At 42.0% G+C, this 17457-nt stretch carries 19 protein-coding genes; 11 read left to right on the top strand and 8 right to left on the bottom strand.

Annotation, left to right across the window (positions count from 1 at the left end; genetic code table 11):
- Positions 1 to 64 precede the first annotated feature (64 nt).
- Positions 65 to 247, top strand: coding sequence for a sporulation protein Cse60 (locus SB660_RS15840; RefSeq protein WP_180310336.1), 183 nt, complete (start codon positions 65 to 67; stop codon positions 245 to 247).
- Between the two features lie 44 nt (positions 248 to 291).
- Here SB660_RS15840 and SB660_RS15835 read toward each other — a convergent pair whose 3' ends face one another.
- The 4 genes from SB660_RS15835 to SB660_RS15820 all read right to left on the bottom strand — a co-directional run bounded on the left by SB660_RS15835 (position 292) and on the right by SB660_RS15820 (position 4076).
- The gene (locus SB660_RS15835; RefSeq protein ID WP_058015023.1) at positions 292 to 816 is read right to left on the bottom strand and encodes a CbrC family protein; all 525 of its coding nucleotides are present in this window, start codon (positions 814 to 816) and stop codon (positions 292 to 294) included.
- A gap of 121 nt (positions 817 to 937) precedes the next feature.
- Positions 938 to 2470, bottom strand: coding sequence for a glycine betaine transporter OpuD (gene opuD, locus SB660_RS15830; protein WP_144523042.1), 1533 nt, complete (start codon positions 2468 to 2470; stop codon positions 938 to 940).
- Positions 2471 to 2610: 140 nt separating this feature from the next.
- A complete protein-coding gene (locus SB660_RS15825; RefSeq protein ID WP_058015025.1) occupies positions 2611 to 2808 on the bottom strand; it encodes a hypothetical protein in 198 nt (65 codons plus the stop codon).
- Positions 2805 to 4076 (bottom strand): BaiN/RdsA family NAD(P)/FAD-dependent oxidoreductase, encoded by a 1272-nt coding sequence (locus SB660_RS15820; RefSeq protein WP_180310338.1) that lies wholly within the window; start codon positions 4074 to 4076, stop codon positions 2805 to 2807. Before SB660_RS15820 ends, SB660_RS15825 begins: the two co-directional genes overlap by 4 nt.
- Positions 4077 to 4251: 175 nt before the next feature.
- On the opposite strand from SB660_RS15820, the gene SB660_RS15815 reads away from it, so the two are divergent.
- The gene (locus SB660_RS15815; RefSeq protein ID WP_041815845.1) at positions 4252 to 5874 is read left to right on the top strand and encodes a putative polysaccharide biosynthesis protein; all 1623 of its coding nucleotides are present in this window, start codon (positions 4252 to 4254) and stop codon (positions 5872 to 5874) included.
- A gap of 16 nt (positions 5875 to 5890) precedes the next feature.
- The gene (locus tag SB660_RS15810; protein ID WP_410583247.1) at positions 5891 to 6607 is read left to right on the top strand and encodes a pseudouridine synthase; all 717 of its coding nucleotides are present in this window, start codon (positions 5891 to 5893) and stop codon (positions 6605 to 6607) included.
- A gap of 69 nt (positions 6608 to 6676) precedes the next feature.
- Here SB660_RS15810 and SB660_RS15805 read toward each other — a convergent pair whose 3' ends face one another.
- The gene (locus tag SB660_RS15805; protein WP_008356419.1) at positions 6677 to 6898 is read right to left on the bottom strand and encodes a DeoR family transcriptional regulator; all 222 of its coding nucleotides are present in this window, start codon (positions 6896 to 6898) and stop codon (positions 6677 to 6679) included.
- Positions 6899 to 7268: 370 nt separating this feature from the next.
- Positions 7269 to 8567 (bottom strand): NCS2 family permease, encoded by a 1299-nt coding sequence (locus SB660_RS15800; RefSeq protein ID WP_058015028.1) that lies wholly within the window; start codon positions 8565 to 8567, stop codon positions 7269 to 7271.
- Positions 8568 to 8662: 95 nt separating this feature from the next.
- On the opposite strand from SB660_RS15800, the gene pepV reads away from it, so the two are divergent.
- A complete protein-coding gene (pepV, locus tag SB660_RS15795; protein ID WP_410583244.1) occupies positions 8663 to 10063 on the top strand; it encodes a dipeptidase PepV in 1401 nt (466 codons plus the stop codon).
- A 22-nt stretch (positions 10064 to 10085) separates the two neighbouring features.
- Positions 10086 to 10712 carry a Type 1 glutamine amidotransferase-like domain-containing protein gene (locus SB660_RS15790; RefSeq protein WP_410583242.1) on the top strand — a complete coding sequence of 209 codons (627 nt, stop codon included), beginning with the start codon at positions 10086 to 10088 and terminating at the stop codon, positions 10710 to 10712.
- 48 nt (positions 10713 to 10760) lie between these two features.
- Here SB660_RS15790 and cysK read toward each other — a convergent pair whose 3' ends face one another.
- A complete protein-coding gene (cysK, locus tag SB660_RS15785) occupies positions 10761 to 11690 on the bottom strand; it encodes a cysteine synthase A (protein WP_410583240.1) in 930 nt (309 codons plus the stop codon).
- A gap of 94 nt (positions 11691 to 11784) precedes the next feature.
- Between cysK and thpR the strand changes: the two genes are divergently transcribed.
- The 4 genes from thpR to SB660_RS15765 all read left to right on the top strand — a co-directional run bounded on the left by thpR (position 11785) and on the right by SB660_RS15765 (position 15332).
- The gene (gene thpR, locus SB660_RS15780; RefSeq protein WP_410583238.1) at positions 11785 to 12336 is read left to right on the top strand and encodes an RNA 2',3'-cyclic phosphodiesterase; all 552 of its coding nucleotides are present in this window, start codon (positions 11785 to 11787) and stop codon (positions 12334 to 12336) included.
- Positions 12337 to 12361: 25 nt separating this feature from the next.
- Positions 12362 to 13297, top strand: a complete 936-nt coding sequence (locus tag SB660_RS15775) for a hypothetical protein (RefSeq protein WP_058015033.1) — start codon at positions 12362 to 12364, stop codon at positions 13295 to 13297.
- 48 nt (positions 13298 to 13345) lie between these two features.
- Positions 13346 to 14275 (top strand): YegS/Rv2252/BmrU family lipid kinase, encoded by a 930-nt coding sequence (locus tag SB660_RS15770; protein ID WP_410583236.1) that lies wholly within the window; start codon positions 13346 to 13348, stop codon positions 14273 to 14275.
- A 256-nt stretch (positions 14276 to 14531) separates the two neighbouring features.
- A complete protein-coding gene (locus tag SB660_RS15765) occupies positions 14532 to 15332 on the top strand; it encodes a phosphotransferase family protein (protein ID WP_186306825.1) in 801 nt (266 codons plus the stop codon).
- On the opposite strand, the gene SB660_RS15760 is transcribed toward SB660_RS15765, so the two are convergent.
- Positions 15329 to 15604, bottom strand: coding sequence for a YtzH-like family protein (locus SB660_RS15760; RefSeq protein WP_061409164.1), 276 nt, complete (start codon positions 15602 to 15604; stop codon positions 15329 to 15331). The two genes, SB660_RS15765 and SB660_RS15760, sit on opposite strands and share 4 nt — an antisense overlap.
- A gap of 188 nt (positions 15605 to 15792) precedes the next feature.
- Between SB660_RS15760 and trmB the strand changes: the two genes are divergently transcribed.
- Both trmB and SB660_RS15750 read left to right on the top strand, forming a co-directional pair.
- Positions 15793 to 16434, top strand: coding sequence for a tRNA (guanosine(46)-N7)-methyltransferase TrmB (trmB, locus tag SB660_RS15755; RefSeq protein WP_339163507.1), 642 nt, complete (start codon positions 15793 to 15795; stop codon positions 16432 to 16434).
- Positions 16435 to 16548: 114 nt separating this feature from the next.
- Positions 16549 to 17397, top strand: a complete 849-nt coding sequence (locus SB660_RS15750; protein ID WP_339163504.1) for a YtnP family quorum-quenching lactonase — start codon at positions 16549 to 16551, stop codon at positions 17395 to 17397.
- The last annotated feature ends 60 nt before the right edge of the window (positions 17398 to 17457 follow it).

Below are 17457 nucleotides of genomic sequence, written 5' to 3'. Positions count from 1 at the left end.
TTGTTCATATGCCCGCCCTAATGTGCATAAAAATAGAGTAGCGAGAGAAGGGAGAGTGGCATATGTGCTAAAGGTAGCTGTATTTGATGAAGAGCACGAAAAAGATTTGCAGAGTGAAATCAATTTTTTTTTAAAAGGAATGGATGACGATCAAATCATTGACATCAAGTACAATGTAGCGGTGATCTGTGAGCAAGGAGGAGAACAGCTCTACTGTTTTTCTGCCCTCATTTTATATAAAAAATAGATGGCCACAAAAAAGGACCTGTTTGAAGGGTCCTTTTACTTTGTTTAACTAGCGTCAATATATAAACGATGCTTGTTGCAGTGAACACATTGAAAGAGGTAGCCTTGCAGATCTCCGCCGTTGACGAGCCATTGTTTTAGGTTCTCTTTCGTTAATCCTCCGCCGCTGCAAATGTCTTCAATATCTTCTGTGAGCTCTTCCTCTAAATGTTCTATCTCTTTCCATCCGACATACTGGACGATCGCGCAAAAATCTCCGCAATGGCTTAACCAATATTCCTGCTGCCAGCCGCGATAACCTGGTGTTCTATAGATCAGTTCATCTATATATTCCTCTTGCTCAACGTCGTCACAGCTTGCATCGTCTTGAAACATGCCATCGTATTTCTTAGCGGCTGAACCATCTTTAATGCACCAAGGGCAAATTCCTTTCACATCTTCAACAGAATAAAATGGACCATGATACACATATTCTCTTTCTTTCTCGCAAACAGGACATGTCGTAGGCTCTTTTTTGATTACGTTTAACGAAACTGGATCTGGGTTGTACTTGAATGTAGGCAGCGTCATATAAACCTCCATTGTAGAAATGATTTCATCATTATTTTACAGGAATCTGCATGCTTGCAACAATCTTAAATTGTATATATAAAAAAGCCGCTCTTATGAGGAACGGCTTTTTCGCTTGAGATTATGCTTTTTTTACTCTTGGACTTCGTGGTTTACTGACTTTATTGGCTTGCTTGATGGCTCTTCGTTCATCATTCAGTGACTTGTACAGTGAGACAATCATCAAAATAATGACAACGGAGAACGGCAAGGCTGCGAGCTTGGCTGTATTTTGCAGGGCTTCAAGTCCCCCTGAGAATAAAAGTACGGCAGCAACAGAAGATTGGATGATACCCCAGCTAACTTTGACACTGCCAGAAGGGTTCAATGATCCATAGGTTGTCTGCATTCCAAGCACAAATGTAGCTGAATCAGCCGATGTAATAAAGAATATAGCGATTAAAATAAGTGCTAGAATCGATGTAATCATCGCCAGCGGATATTCATTTAGTACACCGAAGAGCATTGTTTCTGTTGATAGACCTGCAACATCGACAATATTCTTTTGCTGTAAATCCATCGCAGATACACCGAAAATCGAGAACCATAGGAATACCAGGATAGAAGGAGCCACTAAGACACCTACTAAAAATTCTCGAATCGTTCGTCCGCGTGACACCCTTGCGATAAAGATTCCGACAAATGGTGCCCAAGAAATCCACCATGCCCAATAAAAGATTGTCCATCCATTAATCCATTCTCTCTTCTCAGGATCATTTGGAGATAGACGGAAGCTCATTTGAACGATGTTGGATAAGTATTGCCCAATTGAGTCAGTAAATGAATTTAAGATAAAAACAGTTGGACCTACCAAAAGTAAGAAAAACATCAGAACAGCTGCTAATACCATGTTGATATTACTTAAATATTTAATGCCTTTTCCAATTCCGCTTAGAGCAGATGCAAGGAAAAGCACGGTCACAATCATGATAATGATCAATTGTGTGCTAAAAGCATTCGGGATTTGAAACAGGTAATTCAACCCACCGTTTATTTGTGCCGCACCTAATCCTAGGCTTGTCGCAACACCAACTACAGTTGCAAATACCGCAATACAATCGATCGTTTTTCCGATCCATCCATTCGTTTTATTTCCTAAAACCGGCTGCAACGTTGCACTGATTAAGCCAGGTGCATCTTTTCTAAATTTAAAGTACGCAATACAAAGTGCAACAATGGCATAAATAGCCCATGCATGAAGCCCCCAATGGAAAAATGTATATCGAAGGGAATCACGGAATGCCTGCGCCGTTTCAGTCTCACCTGTTGGTGACTGTATGGCATAGTGGCTGATCGGTTCAGCTGCTCCGTAAAAAACAAGACCAATTCCCATACCGGCACTAAATAGCATCGCAAACCATGAAAATAAGCCGAATTCAGGCTCTTCCCCAGGTTTTCCTAGCGTAATCTTACCGATCGGGCTAAAAATAAAGAATAGACAAAAGCCGACGAGCAGTGACACCACTAACAAGTAATACCAGCCAAAGTCATTTGTAATGTATGTTTGAATTTGATCTGTAACATTTTGCAGTGTTTCTGGAGAAAAAGCTCCCCATATAACGGCAACAAATGTGATCGCAATCACAATCCAAAATACACTTGATACGTTTTTCACACCATCTCACTCTCCTGTTGTTCTACACGTTTAAGCAGAGGATTTTGTTTAATATCCCCTATCTCAACTATTTTCAAACAAAAAGAGGCGAGCTTCTCACTCGACCTCTACTTTACCGTAACATGTTTTGCTTCCATTAATCAACTATCGATATGTGAAGATGATTTTTCTTCAATTCGTTTACGAAGACGGTAGACGTATTCTTTTAAACAAACAGCGAAGATGGTAAACGCCAACACAATGGCGATTTTTAACGGGGTAATAGACAGTTTTAAGAAGACAGCGGCTGTCAAACTAATCACAACTGCTAGGATAATCGGAAGTGCACGTCTTATCATGAAAATCTCTCCTTTGCTTCAAGTGCAGCATTCATACCGGCAAGCCTGCCAGTTACAAGTGCTGAGGTGATATTGTATCCGCCTGTATAACCATGAATGTCTAGAATTTCTCCGCAGAAATAAAGACCAGGCATTTTTTTAGACGCCATTTTTTTTGGTTCAATTTCTTTCACAGAAACGCCGCCTCCTGTGACAAACGCTTTGTCCAAAGAGAGCGTACCGTTCGCATGAACGATAAAATGTTTGCAATCATGGACGAATGCGCGCAGTTTATCCTTAGCAAGACCCGAAAATGTGTCTTGAGGATCAATACCATTTCTTTCTAACAAAAACAATAAATAGCGTTCTTGCATCCAAGACTTCAGAACATTTTTAATGGCCTTTTTCGGTTCTTCTTTTAAGTCTCGATGCAGCTTTTGGAAAAGCTCCTCATCATTAAGCTTTGGATATAAGTCTATTTGCAGACGGACAGTCGGCTGTTTTTTTAATTCTTTCACCACAAATCCGCTGCATCTAAGAACAGCTGGGCCGGATAAGCCAAAGTGTGTAAAGATCATATCCATGACATGTGTGACGACGGGTTTCCCTTTTTTATTTAAAACACTGACAGCCACACTTCTTAAAGAAAGCCCTTGGAGCACTTTTTCTTTTATAAAACGCTCATCTGATGTGACCGGTACTTCTGTTGGGAAGAGCTCTGTAATCGTATGACCAGCAGCTTCTGCCCATGCGTAGCCGTCACCAGTAGAACCAGTATGAGGCACACTTTTTCCGCCAACAGCAATCACAACGGCATGACTTGAAATTTTTTCATCATTATTTGTAACAATTCCGGCTGCTTGTCCGTCTTGATACAGAACTGTTTTAATCTTCTCATTCGTTCGAATGGTCACATTGAGGTTGCGGAGCCTGTCTAAAAGTGCATCCACAACAGATTGTGCTTTGTTTGAGACAGGGAACATACGTCCATGGTCTTCTTCTTTAAGTTCAATGCCGAGGTTTTCAAAAAACGAAATAATATCCTCGTTATTGAACTCAGAAAATGCACTATATAAAAAACGGCCGTTTCCGGGAATATGCTTGATGATTTCTTCTACTGGAAGGCGATTGGTGACGTTACAGCGTCCACCGCCGGAAATGGCGAGCTTTCTGCCAAGTTTGGTTCCTTTGTCAATTAACAGAACAGTTGCACCGTGCTCTGCTGATGCAATCGCGGCCATCAGTCCAGAAGGTCCACCGCCAATGACAATGACATCATAATGTTTCATGTTACATTCCTCTTTCTGCTTTCAGTCATTCATCTATTATAACGAAAATTGGGGAAGGCTGAAATATGAATTGATTGGTTTTGTGCCTTCTGTATTGGATTTGTTACCTGTGCGTCGAAATGATGTGGTAAAATAGTTGAGTTGAATATTCATTAGAAAAATGGTGGTTAAGCGCATGTCTAATAAACTGCTTCGTGGTACGTTGGTTTTAACAATAGGGACTTATCTCTCTCGTATTCTTGGTATGATCTATTTAATTCCATTTAGCGCAATGGTTGGAGCTACTGGTGGAGCGCTATTTCAATATGGATACAATCAGTATACGATCTTTTTAAGTATTGCTACGCTTGGTTTCCCAACAGCGGTATCAAAATTTGTTTCTAAATATAATGCAATTGGCGATTATGAAACAACAAGAAAAATGTTCAGGGCGGGTATGTCGGTCATGCTTGTCACCGGGATTATCGCCTTTTCTATTTTATATTTGACCGCACCGATTTTTGCCAAGATTCAGCTTGGCGGATCGAATGAAACAGGCGGTTTGACTGTCGATCAAGTAGTATATGTAATTCGGATGGTCAGTTTAGGTCTTTTGGTTGTACCTATTATGAGTCTTGTGCGAGGGTACTTCCAAGGGCACTCTATGATGGGACCGACAGCTGTTTCTCAAGTCATTGAGCAGCTTGTCAGAATCATCTTCCTATTAACAGCAACGTTTATTATTTTAAAAGTGCTTGACGGCGGTCTTGTCATTGCTGTCGGTTATGCTACATTTGCAGCACTTATCGGCGCATTTGGCGGGTTATTCACGCTTTATTTATATTGGCTGAAGCGCAAGGATCGGCTCTTATCGATGCAGCCGAATACAGGTGCTTCCTCCGACTTATCTTATAAGCAAATGTTTACAGAGCTGTTTAGCTATGCGGCACCGTATGTGTTTGTTGGACTGGCGATTCCAATTTATTCTTATATAGATACAAACACGATTAACAGAGCCATGATTGCATCAGGACATCAGGATATTAGTACAGCGGTATTGTCTATTGTGACGTTATATTTACCGAAGCTCGTGATGATTCCTGTGTCGCTTGCAACAGCGTTTGGCTTAACCTTGATTCCAACGATTACGGAATCATTTACAGCTCGTAACTACAAGCTGCTCAATAGACAAATTGATCAGACAATGCAGGTCATCTTATTTTTCGTGCTGCCTGCTTCATTTGGTATTTCGGCATTGGCTGGACCGGTTTATTGGTTTTTCTATCCGTCTGTTCATCCTGAGATTGGGATGTCAATTTTGTTCTGGTATGCACCTGTTGCGTTATTGTTTTCTTTATTCACCATTAATGCAGCAATTTTGCAGGGAATTAACAAACAAAAATTTGCCATTGTCAGTCTGTTGTTAGGGATCATTATTAAAACGGTTCTGAACATTCCGCTAATCAGCTGGCTGCAAGGAAATGGTTCTGTGCTTGCGACTGCGTTAGGCTATAGTGCGTCCATCTTGTATATGTTTATCATGATTAAGCGCCATGCAGGCTATTCGTTCCGCAGGATTTTCAAACGATTTATTCTCATTGGTATTTTAACTGCGATTATGGCTGTAGTGGCGTATGTGACATGTCAGCTTGTGAGCCAAGTGATTTCGTATGAAGGTGGAATTGTTAATGCGGGTATCGTCATTTTGATTTCAATGATCACTGGTGGCGGTGTGTATCTGTTCCTATCTTATAAGGTAGGATTACTTGAGCGTGTACTCGGCAGCCGTATGCCGAAGTTTTTAAGAAAAAAGAGTTAAGAAGAGGTGGAGTTTCATGAGGCTTGATAAATTGCTTGCTAGCAGCGGCTTTGGTTCAAGAAAAGATGTAAAGAAGCTGGTCAAGGCACGGGCAGTCACCGTGAATGGAGAACTGGCGAAGCAGGTGAAAGATCATGTTGATCCATCGAATGATGAAGTGCTCGTACACGGAGAGCGTGTAGAGTATAAAGAATTCATTTACTTAATGATGAACAAACCAGATGGGGTCATCTCAGCAACAGAAGATCTGCGGGATGAAACGGTTGTCGATTTACTTGAGCCGGAAGATATCGCAAGGGAGCCATTTCCTGTGGGCAGACTGGATAAGGATACAGTCGGTCTTCTCCTCCTCACAAATGATGGACAGCTTGCACATCAATTACTTTCTCCAAAAAAGCATGTGCCAAAAACGTACGAGGTTCATTTGAAATATCCATTAGGAGATCAAGACATCAAGCGTCTTGAAGAGGGTGTTGTGATTTTAGATGATTACTGCACGAAGCCGGCGAAGGTTGAAGTAGATGCGAATGAAAGTGAAGATACACGCATCCGTTTAACAATTACTGAAGGAAAGTACCATCAAGTGAAGCTGATGACGCAAGCAGTGGGAAATGAAGTCATCTTTTTAAAAAGACGCTCGATGGGGGCTGTCTCATTAGATGAAGATCTAGCGCCTGGGGAGTACCGTGAATTGACGGATGAAGAATTAGACAGCTTAATCAATCGACCATAGATGTGGAACAAAAGAAAAGAACCGGCGATAGGCCGGTTCTTTTTGTTATATGGACAGTTCATTATACGCTTAAGATGATATTTTTACTTTTTTTCTTGTTGTTTCCCATTTGCCCCTGCTTGGACTATGAACAAGATCGTTATAGGCAAGCACGTTTAAGTCTCTTTGAATGGTTCTAGGTGTGATCCCGAATTCATCAACCAGCTCTTGTGTCGTCACAAGACCTTTCTCTTGAATGAACATATAGACTGATTTTATTCGAGTCATCATACGGTTTGTTGAAGGTTTCAAAAAACCACTCCCTATCAATAAGATCGGATGGACTTGACTAACCACAACTTACTACACTAAAACTGCGAAATAAGGACATGCAACAATGGTAAATGTTCGTGTTTCTTAATGTTTTATTCTATTATACACGTTATTATGCATCTAGTTCCACCAAAAAGTCAACTTTACGTGTTTTTTAACTTGTCTTCATGAATCGAAATATGGTATATACCATGTTTTGAATTCGGTTACAACCCAATGGGAGTAAGGGGTTTAGAGAATGCTGTTACATTCAAACGTCCAAAAATGAAACACAGAAAATTTACAAAATAAAAATTCACTGATTTCAAAAAGACACATCCCTTGTTAGAATGTGCCTTTTTTGTTTCTGTTATCCTTCTAAGAAAAAGAGCTGAATGAAAAATAAAATGGCAAAGATAAGGACAAGAACATGTACTTCTCTCCATTTCCCTTTTGCCAGTTTCACAAGTGGATATGAAATAAATCCAAGTGAAATTCCGGTTGAAATACTAGATGTCAGCGGCATGGAAAGAATCACAAGAAAAGCAGGAAATGCTTCGTCTAGCTCATTCCAGCGAATGCGTGACACGGAGTTCATCATCAAGCACCCGACAATGATGAGAACAGGTGATGTGATGGATGGTAAAGAAGAAATAGCCTGAACGAGCGGACCGAAAAACAATGCCACAATAAACAGTGCAGCGACCGTTAAAGACGTTAGCCCGGTTCTTCCGCCAGCAGCAACCCCAGATGATGATTCAATATAAGCTGTCGTTGGGCTTGTTCCAAACATAGAACCAATCGTCGTTGCAGCAGAGTCAGCGAGCAAGGCTCTTCGTACCTTTGGCAGCTGGCCTTTTTTCATGAGTCCTGCTTGTTCAGCCACTCCGATCATTGTGCCCGTTGTATCAAAAATCGTTACTAGTAAGAAGGAAAAGACGACCGCATATAAATGATGAGAGAATACATCACCAAAGGCAGCGAATGGATTTGTAATCAGCATACCTTCTGGCAGTGCAGGGATGTCCATCAGCATTTTAGGGAAATGAAGCTGTCCTGTTACTAGCGCAATCAATGTCGTCGCTAACATGCCGATAAACAGAGCGCCATTGATTTGAAGTACCATTAAAATAACAGAGATCATTAAGCCGACAAGCGTTAAAATGACAACAGGCGAGCTTAAGTTGCCAAGCTTCACTAGATTTTCCGGGTCAGCTGCGATAATTCCAGACTGACGGAGGCCGATAAAGGCAATAAAAAGCCCGATTCCGGCTGTAATGCCGTATTTTAAATTATCTGGAATGGCTTGAATCAGTTGTTTTCTAAGGGATGTTAACGATAAAATAATAAAGAGTATACCAGCAACAAATACCGCACTGAATGCTGTTTGATAGCTGATGCCGCCACCACCGACAACTGTAAAGGTGAAATAGACATTCAGCCCCATACCTGGCGCAATCGCAATCGGATAGTTTGCAAATAATGCCATCCAGAGTGTACCGACGACAGCAGCGATAATTGTTGCAGTGAAGACTTGGTCAAAAGGAATGCCTGCTTTTGAAAGAATTCCTGGGTTAACGGCAACAATATAGACCATGGTAAAGAATGTCGTCATACCAGCGATTAATTCTCTCTTTATGTTGGTTTGGTTTTCTTTTAACTGAAACATAAAATCCTCCATTTACGAACATTATTACAAAACAATTAATATAATATTCGTTTTATGGGTGGAATGCAACCTTTTTTCAAGGAGGAATGGAAAAAATGAATTGGGAAGCTGAAGTCATACGAAAAAAAGACGATTTGATTGAGGACACACAATCTTTTTTACAAATTGAAAGTGTCCTTGATGAAGAAGGTGGAAAAGAAGGAAAGCCATTTGGTGAAAAAGTCGATCAGGCCCTTCAGTATATGCTGAAAAAAGGGGAAGACGAAGGCTTCACAGTCAAGAATGTGGATGGCTATGCAGGTCATATTGAATATGGAGAAGGCGAAGACATTGTAGGTGTGCTATGCCATGTGGACGTTGTGCCTGCTGGTGACGGCTGGACAACCCCGCCATTTTCAGCAGATATAAGAGAAAATAAAATATTTGCTCGAGGCGCCATTGATGATAAAGGGCCAACCATGGCGGCTTTCTATGCACTGAAGATGTTAAAAGATACAGGGATGAAGCTGTCAAAAAAGATTCGAATGATCATTGGAACAGATGAAGAAAGTGATTGGCGATGTGTGGACCATTATTTCAAGCATGAGGCGATGCCGCAAATTGGATTTGCGCCAGATGCTGATTTTCCGATTATTCATGCTGAAAAAGGGATCATTGATGCCATTGTGTCATTTACATATCAACATACAGAACAACATCAGCACTATACGCTCAAGCAATTCACATCGGGTATGCGGCTGAATATGGTGCCGGATGAGGCAACTGCCACTGTGACAGCGGCACAAGAACACGATGCTGAATCATTAAAAACAGCTTTTGAAGCATATCTTGCTGACAATCAATTATTAGGTGAGGTTAAGAATGCAGCGGATGGACTGCATTTCACATTAAAAGGTGAATCAGTTCATGCCATGGAGCCGGCGCATGGCATCAATGCGGGCATTCATATGGCCAATTTCCTAAGTGGACAAGAATTAGATGAAGGCGGCCTTGCGTTTACCTCTCAAATCAATGCTTTATTTGATCAGGATACAAGAGGGAAAAAGCTAGGAATTGCTTGCAAAGATGACATTAGCGGAGATTTAACTTTAAATGTTGGCACAATCCGCTATACACAAGGCGAAGAAGCGAAGCTAGGATTAAATGTCCGCTACCCAGTGACAGCAGACGGCAAGGACGTTAAAAAAGGGATCGAAGGCATCAAAGGGGCTACCCTTCTGAAATTTGACGACAGCCCTCCGCATCACGTCTCAAAAGATCATCCGCTTGTGAAAACATTGCAGCGGGTATATGAGGAACAAACTGGAAATCCAGCTCATCTGATTGCGATTGGTGGGGGAACGTATGCGAGATCTTTAGAAGCGGGTGTTGCCTTTGGTCCTCTTTTCCCTGGCAGACCAGATTGTGCACATCAGAAGGATGAATATATCGAAATCGACGATCTACTAAGAGCAACCGCACTATATGCACAAGCCATGTATGAATTGGCAAAATAGGAAAAGAGAAGAGGGATTCACAGTGAAAAAAATGTTCTTATGCTCTTCATTCAAAGACAGCTATTCTCTCTTGTCTGATTTTACGGGTGAATCGTTAAAAGGAAAACGTGTGACATTTTTCCCAACAGCCAGTGCCGTGGAAGAAGTCACACACTATGTGGATGCAGCGAAAGAAGCCTTTCATCAACTCGGTATGCAGCTAGAAATCGTTCAGATAGCTGAGCAGTCTACCGAAGAAATCGCAAAGATGATGAAACAAAATGATGTGGTGTACGTATCAGGAGGCAATACTTTTTATTTGCTGCAGGAATTGAGAAAGCACGGTCTCGATGACGTGCTGAAAGAAGAAATCAATAAAGGTAAGCTGTACATCGGCGAATCCGCAGGGAGTATCATCATGGCGCCAAGCATTGAATATATCTCCTTGATGGATGAGCGGCAGAAGGCACCAGAGCTTTCATCCTATCGAGGGTTCAATGAGGTAAGCTGCTATCCAGTACCGCATGTGCACAATACCTATTTAGGGGATGCTGCGCAGCAAATCCTAAAGAAGTATGAGCAGACGCTCGATTTATGCCCGCTTACTGATGAACAGGCTTTACTCATCACAGGGGAGCAGACTGTGATAAACACTGCTAAATCGTCCTAACCGAAAAACGAAGAAAAAGGAACAGGGATTCATTGCCCTGTTCCTTTTTTAATCTTGAAAAACATCACTTGATAAGTATCGTTCGCCTGTATCTGCTGTCATACAGATCACAATTTGATTTGACGGCAATTGCTTGGCTGTTTCAATTGCAGCATAGCAGGCTGCACCAGATGATGGACCAACTAAAATTCCTTCAAGCCGGGCAAGCTGACGTGTGATTGTGTACGCATCTTCATCGCTTACTTGCACGATCTCATCATAGACATGCTCGTTTAAAATATGGGGAATAAATCCCGGGCTCGTGCCAACGAGTTTATGTTTGCCAGGTTTCCCGCCAGATAAGACTGGAGACCCCTTCGGCTCTGCCACACGTATGGTCAAATGAGGGAATGCTTTCTTTAATTCCTCACCAGTGCCTGTAATGGTTCCGCCAGTTCCTGCTGTTGCGACAAAGGCTCCAAGGGGCTTTCTAAGTTGCTTGACAGCTTCTATGATTTCAACAGCCGTTGTGCCTCTATGAGCATCTGGATTCGCTCTATTATCAAATTGCATCGGGATAAAGCTATGAGGAATTTGAGCTGCCAGTTCCTCTGCTTTACGAATACAGCCTGGCATTTTTTCTTCTCCTGGGGTTAAAATGACCTCCGCCCCGTAAGCCTTCAAAATATTGATTCGTTCCTTTGTCATCGTATCAGGCATCACAAGGATGGCTTGATACCCTCTAGCTGCTGCGTTCATGGCTAAACCAATCCCTGTATTCCCACTCGTCGGTTCAATAATGGTCGCTCCTTTTGTCAGCTTCCCTTGTCTTTCAGCCTCGACGATCATATTGTAAGCAGCGCGGTCCTTCACACTGCCGCTAGGATTGAACGATTCCAGCTTTAAATAAACAGCTGCTGCATTGTCTGGCTGAAGCCTCTGTAATTGAACAAGTGGTGTATCGCCAATTAGCTCAGCTATATTTTGTGCAACCCTCATCATGTGACACCCTTTCTTCTCATTCCGCATTTCTTTAGTTATACTATCATCAATGGGGATTCGTAAAGTTTGTTAAAAAAGGACAGGTGATATTGTGTCAGAAAACCGTCATTATTTTATTGGGATTCATATCCCTGAACAGCTTGCGCATCAAATCAAAAAAGACATTGATCAAAGAAGCGGACTGTCTTTTCAAAAATGGACAGCACCTCATGATTATCATGTGACCTTGATCTTTTTAGGGGCCATTCCAGATGAGCGCTTAAAGAAGATCATCGAGCTGCTTGAGATCCTCTCAAAGGAAGCTGCTGCATTTTCAATCGAGCTGAATGAGGTTGGACAGTTTGGCACAAAGGAGCGCCCGAGAGTCTTTTTTGCAAAACCTGATGAAAGTGAACCGCTCATGCAATTAAGAGAAAAGGTGAAAAAAGCCGTATTGTCAGCAGGACATCCTGTTGAAAAGAGACCGTTTCATCCGCATATGACGATTGCACGCAAATGGAACGCGGATCACTCTTTTGCAGAACAAGCGCCTTTACGCAAAGAGCCATACGTGATAGAGGTTTCTTATATGACTTTATATGAAATACGTCCGAGTGAAACCCCGCGTTATCACGCAATCAAACAATTTGCACTACATAAATGATTCTAAAAGTTGGAGTGAGCAGCAGATGGCGCAAATTATCAAAATTCAAGATTATATATCACGATATGAACAAGACCCGCATCACTACATCAATCAATTCATTCGCTTGAAAAAGCAAAGGTGGGACGAGTTAAAAAAAGCTTCTAAAGAGAAGACGCAGCATTCATTTGACCAAATCTCTGAACAAGTGCCTGAACAAGAGGAGGAAAAGAGAAAGAAATTCTCCTTAAAGAGAAAGCCGAAAGCAGCCGATATGAAGAAGGAACGGGACCTGAGTCTTTTTAACGAGCCAACAGATATAGAGCAAGGTGTCTTTACAAACGTTCCTACAGATGAAACGAAGCTCATTCATTTTTTTAAAGATCATCTATATGATGTTCAATTAAAATGGGCGAGCTCGACGATTTCCCACATTTCGACTGTTTCTCATCATATTCGGTATGATGAAAAGCTGCGCATGCTTGCTAGACAGCTTCCGGATTCATATTTTGTGATGTACAAACCGGTGCTGCTCATTCAAAAAGCAGAGATGGAATTATGTCCAGTTCTCATTACGCCGCTGGAAGTGATTTGTTTATCCTTCTTAGAGGCAGAGCCTGACAGCGTATATATCGGAACGAAGGAACGTTTTTGGGAAAAGCGGGCGAATGGGAAAGCGGTTCAGTCCGTTTTGAATCCTTGTGCAGGCCTTCTACGCTCTGGCACCGTCGTGTCAAAGATTTTACAGCAAAGCGGAGTCGATCTTCCTGTGAAAAAAATCCTGATCAGCCGTACCTCTTATATTGACTTACCGGAAGTTCCATACGGGATGGAGGTTGTCGATAAGAAGAAGGCGGAAGATTGGTTTGAAAAGCAGCGGAAAAATACCGCGCCGACAAAGCATCAGCAATTTAAGGCGACAAAGGCATTGCTTGCATATGGTGAATCAGACAGCAAAAGAAGGCAGGAATGGCTCGATTAAAGGCATAATGGATGGTCACGAAAAACGAGACCTGAGTGGAGCTAATATATGAATGAATGGTACTTTATCGTTAATCCAGCAGCAGGACATGGAAAAGGACTTCGTACATGGAGGAGCATAGAGAAAGAACTACAAAAGGTGGAGATCTCATATCGATCGTTTCTCACCCAGCATGAAGGTCATGCAGAAGTATTGGCAAGACAAATTAGCGCCATGCAAGATGACAGGCTGAAGCGCCTGATTGTCATTGGCGGTGACGGAACCATTCATGAAGTCCTGAATGGCTTAAAGGAAATGGAACATGTGCAGCTAAGCTTTGTTCCCGCCGGTCATTGGAATGATGCGGCGAAGGGGCTTGGCATCCATCGTCAAGATGTCCTTAAAGAAGTGAGAAAGCAAAAGAGAATGCTGACCAAAACATTTTCTCTCGGCTCCTTTCAAGATCACGCAGAAAGCGCACAATCCGTTCTCTTTCTCAATCATATCGGTGCTGGGTTTGATGCGCATGTGCTAAGGAAAACAGTGCATTTTAGAGAGGGAAAGTGGCTGAAACGGCTGAGACTTGGGTTTATCATCTACCCGCTGTCATTTCTCCATTCTTTATGGTCCTTTAAGCCGTTCGACCTTGCACTGTTTATTGAAAATGAGAAAAAGGTCTTTCGCCAAGTATGGTTTGTGATTGTTTGTAATCACCCCTATTACGGAGGCGGGCTGGAAGCAGCACCAGAAGTGAGCGCGAGACAGCCAGGCTTTCAAACGCTTGTTGTCACAGATTTGAATCCATTCAAAGTGCTCTTGTTTCTAAGTGCGATGGTGTTTCGTAAGCACCTTGGAATGAAGGGGGTTACCCTGTTTCAGCACGAGGAAGCGTACTTGGAGGCAGACGGAAAAATCTTATTTCATGCAGATGGAGAAGTGATCGGTGCAACGCCTGTTTTTGTGAAGGCGAGTGATCGCTCTTTAAAATTACGTGCTTAAACCATGTCTCATGAATGTCCTAGTCATAAGGTTCTTGTCCTGATTTTCTAGTTTTGCTTGACGAGTATAAGAAGGTAACGATAAAATCTATAGGACGGCTATTGTTTAGCATCTCATTCTCAATAGCTGTCCTTTTTGTTTTTATGATCATATAAATAAAAAAAGAAACAGCCTATTGACCTTCAATCGGCTGAATTTTGTCGACTAAAAAAGCACGATTTAAAATATTTTAAGAAATGATGGGTTGAAAATTGATATGAACTGGTTGGGACAAATATTAGGTAGCGAATGGCACATCTCTCCTGCTGGAGGCGCTACGGGAGATGCGTACTTCGCAACACACAATGACCAAAAGCTATTTTTAAAACGCAATACGTCACCGTTTCTTGCGGTTTTGTCAGCTGAAGGCATTGTGCCGAAGCTTGTCTGGACAAAACGGATGGAAAATGGGGATGTCATTACTGCGCAGCACTGGCTGAGCGGCAGAGAGCTGAAGCCAAAGGACATGAATGACCGTCCTGTCGCAGAGCAGCTAAGAAAAATTCATACATCGAAAGAATTGCTTGATATGCTGAAACGATTAGAGAAGCACTCTCTAGACCCAGCATCCATTCTGAAGCATTTAAAACAGTCCATATTAAAAGAGCAAATTGATTCTTCGGACATCACACGTGCCATCCAGTACTTAGAGAAGCATGTGGAGGCAGTTCAATTTGAAGACAAGGTCGTGTGTCATTGTGACCTCAATCATAATAATTGGCTGCTGACAGATGAAAACCAGCTTTACTTGATCGATTGGGATGGGGCGATGATTGCTGACCCAGCCATTGATCTTGGACCACTTTTATACCATTATGTTGAAGAAGAGAACTGGGAAAGCTGGCTCTCAATGTACGGTGCCCCGCTGACGGACAATTTGCGAAAACGTATGGCTTGGTACGTCCTCGCTGAAACTGTATCTTTTGTCGTGTGGCATAAAAGAAAAGGGAATGAAAAAGCGCAGCAAGAAGTGCAAGCGGAGCTGAGCGCACTTTTACAGCGGTTAAACATTCATTAAGAGAGAGGAATATTCTCGACCCACTCTGACAAATGCGATTGATGCGCCTCAATATGTGCATCAATTGAACTGACAGAGGTGCCCTTTTGGCTGTAATCATAAATATCTGTTAATAATTGACGAATATCGGCATCAAGGTCTTCTTTTGCCAGCATTAATTGAATCACGCGTCCCACCTGTTCATATTCTGCAACAGTCCCGCAGCAATCCAGCTGGTGATCGGTTAAAATATCTTTGATTAATTGAAGCTGATGTTGACGGTTTAATCCCATACGTATGCTCCTTTTCTGCGTGTCATTTATGTGGTTAAACTGTGCATTCAGCGCCCAATTTATACATGCGGCAGACCAGCTCAAGCGAAGGGCTGGTCTTTTTCGTATGCGCATAAAGATGCCGTCTTGCGGGTCTTTATGTTTCATGGTATCTTGATAAAATGTAAAGAAAATAGAGGTGTATCAAATTGAGAATGCGACATAAACCATGGGCTGATGATTACTTAGCTGAAAATGCTCATATTGCCTTAGCTAGCCCCGAGCAATATAAAGGGAAATGGCATGAGCTGTTTGGAAATGATCATCCAATCCATATCGAAGTTGGCACAGGAAAAGGGAGCTTTATCGCTGGAATGGGCAAGCTTCATCCTGATATCAACTATATTGGCATTGAATTATTTAAAAGTGTCATTGTGACAGCAGTAGATAAAATCAAAGAGACAGATGTTGAAAATGTAAAGCTTTTGAACATTAATGCGGAAACGCTGACAGATGTGTTTGCGGAAAATGAGATTGACCGGGTGTATTTGAATTTCTCTGACCCGTGGCCAAAAGCAAGGCATGAAAAGCGCAGATTGACGTTTAAAGCCTTTTTAGAGCGATATGAACATATTCTCCGTCCAAGCGGTGAGTTGCATTTCAAAACAGATAACCGCGGGTTATTTGAATATTCCTTAAAGAGCTTTTCTGCATATGGACTTCTTTTAACGTATGTAAGCTTAGATTTACATAAGGACGGACTAGAAGGAAATGTGATGACGGAATACGAAGAGAAATTCTCGTCTATGGGACAACCTATCTATCGATCAGAAGTGAAATTTCCAGAATAACAAGTGACATCAAGCTGGCTGCAAAAAAATTGCAGTCAGCTTTTTTCATGAAAAGATTGATGCATGCGATTTTCAGCTGTATTTGCTACGATAGAAAAAGGAGGGATGACAGCAATGGAGACAATGAAAATAGGTGACATGGAACTGTTTTGGTTAAACGGGGGAGATACACACATGGACGGCGGTGCGATGTTTGGTGTGGTGCCAAAGCCGTTATGGTCAAAAAAATACCCGGTGAACGATCGCAATCAAATTGAACTGCGGTGTGACCCGATCCTCATACGGTGGAATGGTCTCCATTTTTTAGTGGATTCCGGCATCGGATCAGGTAAGCTGACGGATAAACAAAAACGCAATTACGGCGTAACAGAAGAGACGAAATTGGAAGAGTCACTCGCGGCACTCGGTCTGCAAACAGCAGATATTGATTACGTCTTAATGACGCATCTTCACTTCGATCATGCAAGCGGATTAACAAAACGTGAAGGAGAAAAACTCGTGTCTGTTTTTCCGCAAGCAAAAATCATCACATCCAAAATTGAATGGGATGAAATGAGGGCACCTAACATCCGTTCAAGAAATACATATTGGAAAGAAAACTGGGAGCCAATCGCAGATCAAGTGGTGCCATTTGAAGAAAGCATCGAAGTAGTAGAAGGCATTGAGCTGCATCATACAGGCGGTCATAGCAATGGCCATAGCATCTTAACGCTCACAAGTCAGGGCGAAACAGCGATTCATTTAGCTGACATCATGCCAACGCACGCTCATAAAAATCCATTATGGGTCTTGGCTTATGATGATTATCCAATGACCTCGATTCCAGCTAAGCAAAAATGGCAGGCATTTGCAGAAGAAAAAAATGCGTGGTACTTGTTTTATCATGATGCGATTTACCGCGCTGTTAAGTGGGATGAAGATGGGCAAATCGCACATGAAGTTAAAAGAGAAACAGGAAGATAAAAGATCATCTGCATGTTTTTTCGCCTTTCACACAAAATAACGACAAAATGAACTTGTGAA

The organism is Bacillus sp. SIMBA_005 (assembly GCF_046535585.1).
Lineage (GTDB): Bacteria > Bacillota > Bacilli > Bacillales > Bacillaceae > Bacillus > Bacillus pumilus.
This window is presented reverse-complemented; position numbering and strand designations above follow the sequence as displayed.

Excerpts from the sequence above, each read along its gene's own strand:
- SB660_RS15835 (WP_058015023.1), bottom strand. The coding sequence starts at position 816 with ATGACGCTGCCTACATTCAAGTACAACCCAGATCCAGTTTCGTTAAAC.
- SB660_RS15825 (WP_058015025.1), bottom strand. The coding sequence starts at position 2,808 with ATGATAAGACGTGCACTTCCGATTATCCTAGCAGTTGTGATTAGTTTG.
- SB660_RS15820 (WP_180310338.1), bottom strand. The coding sequence starts at position 4,076 with ATGAAACATTATGATGTCATTGTCATTGGCGGTGGACCTTCTGGACTG.
- SB660_RS15815 (WP_041815845.1), top strand. The coding sequence starts at position 4,252 with ATGTCTAATAAACTGCTTCGTGGTACGTTGGTTTTAACAATAGGGACT.
- SB660_RS15810 (WP_410583247.1), top strand. The coding sequence starts at position 5,891 with ATGAGGCTTGATAAATTGCTTGCTAGCAGCGGCTTTGGTTCAAGAAAA.
- SB660_RS15800 (WP_058015028.1), bottom strand. The coding sequence starts at position 8,567 with ATGTTTCAGTTAAAAGAAAACCAAACCAACATAAAGAGAGAATTAATC.
- pepV (WP_410583244.1), top strand. The coding sequence starts at position 8,663 with ATGAATTGGGAAGCTGAAGTCATACGAAAAAAAGACGATTTGATTGAG.
- cysK (WP_410583240.1), bottom strand. The coding sequence starts at position 11,690 with ATGAGGGTTGCACAAAATATAGCTGAGCTAATTGGCGATACACCACTT.
- SB660_RS15775 (WP_058015033.1), top strand. The coding sequence starts at position 12,362 with ATGGCGCAAATTATCAAAATTCAAGATTATATATCACGATATGAACAA.
- SB660_RS15770 (WP_410583236.1), top strand. The coding sequence starts at position 13,346 with ATGAATGAATGGTACTTTATCGTTAATCCAGCAGCAGGACATGGAAAA.
- SB660_RS15765 (WP_186306825.1), top strand. The coding sequence starts at position 14,532 with ATGAACTGGTTGGGACAAATATTAGGTAGCGAATGGCACATCTCTCCT.
- SB660_RS15760 (WP_061409164.1), bottom strand. The coding sequence starts at position 15,604 with ATGGGATTAAACCGTCAACATCAGCTTCAATTAATCAAAGATATTTTA.
- SB660_RS15750 (WP_339163504.1), top strand. The coding sequence starts at position 16,549 with ATGGAGACAATGAAAATAGGTGACATGGAACTGTTTTGGTTAAACGGG.